Source organism: Chryseobacterium potabilaquae (genome assembly GCF_902728265.1).
GTDB classification, from domain to species: domain Bacteria; phylum Bacteroidota; class Bacteroidia; order Flavobacteriales; family Weeksellaceae; genus Chryseobacterium; species Chryseobacterium potabilaquae.
Genome location: NZ_CACVBR010000098.1, coordinates 1 through 1,672, shown reverse-complemented (window position 1 = coordinate 1,672; position 1,672 = coordinate 1). Strand labels below are relative to the sequence as shown.

General features: G+C 38.5%; 1 protein-coding gene. It reads left to right on the top strand.

The features are described 5' to 3' along the window. The first annotated feature begins 35 nt into the window (after positions 1–35). A complete protein-coding gene (locus tag CHRY9293_RS18315) occupies positions 36–1,583 on the top strand; it encodes an IS1182 family transposase (RefSeq protein ID WP_162034296.1) in 1,548 nt (515 codons plus the stop codon). Positions 1,584–1,672: the final 89 nt, after the last annotated feature.

Below are 1,672 nucleotides of genomic sequence, written 5' to 3'. Positions count from 1 at the left end.
TTTTTTGTATATTTATTTAGTAATCAATTAGATATATGGCTTTTAGGCATTATAATCAAAATCAGCTGGTTTTATTTCCGCATACTTTTGACGACCTGATTCCTATGGATCATCCTGTGCGGATTGTAAATGAAGTTTTAGACAAGATCAACATCAGTACTTTATTAGATGCATACCGCAAAGAAGGTAACCCTAGCTATCATCCCCTGATGATGCTCAAAGTGATGGTTTTTGCGTATATGGAAAATATGTATTCCTCCCGTAAAATAGAAAAGGGGATGCGGGAAAATGTTTTGTTCATGTGGCTTTCCAATATGAATATTGCTGATCATAATACCATTGCCCGTTTTCGGAGCCAGAAACTGCAAACTGCATTTAAGGATGTCTTTACACAGGTGGTTTTGCTGTTGGCTGAAGAAGGTTTAATAACTTTAAAGCAAATCTATACCGACGGAACCAAGATTGAAGCGCAGGCAGGGCGTTACACCTTTGTGTGGGGGAAATCTATCAAAACCAACAAAGAAAAAATGCTAAAGCAGCTGGAAGAACTTTGGAAGTATGCCCAAAGCATCGCTTCGGATGAAGATAAAGATCCCGAACCTCCGGAGTTCAGGGAAATCAACAAAGAGAAAATCCAAAAAACGGTAGAAAGTATCAACCAGAAACTGAAAGGAAGTAAAATCGCGGATAAGAAAGGGGGAGCTAAAGCTAAAGCCAAGTTGAACTACATCAGGAATAATTTTGAAAAGAATCTTGATAAATACCAGCAGCAGGAAGAGATTCTTGCAGAGCGTGGCTCTTACAGCAAAACCGATACAGATGCTACTTTTATGCGGATGAAGGAGGATCACATGAAGAACGGACAGCTCAAGCCCGCTTACAATGCGCAAATCTCCACCGAGAACCAGTTTATTCTGAATTACACCCTTCATCAAACCCCCGCCGATATTAATACTTTAGCTTCCCATATGGAAAATTTTAAAGACAATATAGGCCAGGAAAAATTCTGCGAAATAGAATCCCTTACCGCCGATGCAGGTTACGGAAGTGAAGAAAATTATGAGCTTTTAGAGAAGCTTGAAATAGAGGCTTTTGTAAAGTACAATACGTTTGATAAAGAGCAGAACCAAAACTATCAGAGTAAAAATAAAACCTTTAGCAAAGAGCATTTGCACTACAACCAGGAGAAAGACTTTTACGTTTGTCCTATGGGGCAACGAATGGAAAAAAATCACGAAAGCTGCCAAACCACCAAGACCGGTTTTGAGCAGACCTTATCGCATTACAAGGCCAAAAACTGCCAAGGGTGTCCATTAAGAAGCATGTGCCATCAATCCAAAGAAAACCGAAGCATAGAGAGAAATCACAATCTGGAACGTCATAAAGAACTCACACGAAAGCGACTGAAAAGTGAAGAAGGGATAGAAAAACGTAAAAAAAGATGTTACGATGTAGAGCCTGTGTTTGCCAACCTCAAACACAATCACCATTTTAAGCGATTTATGCTAAAATCGTTGAAAAAAGTAGAAATTGAGTTCGGTTTACATGCTTTAGCACACAACTTAAGAAAGAAAGTGGCATAAAAATACACTTCTAATCAAAAAAATAATCCTAAAAAATAATATGTGTAGTTTATAAATAAAAACCGCCCCAGGGAAAATGAGACGGCTTC

Coding starts and splice junctions, on each gene's coding strand:
- CHRY9293_RS18315 (WP_162034296.1), top strand. CDS start 36: ATGGCTTTTAGGCATTATAATCAAAATCAGCTGGTTTTATTTCCGCAT.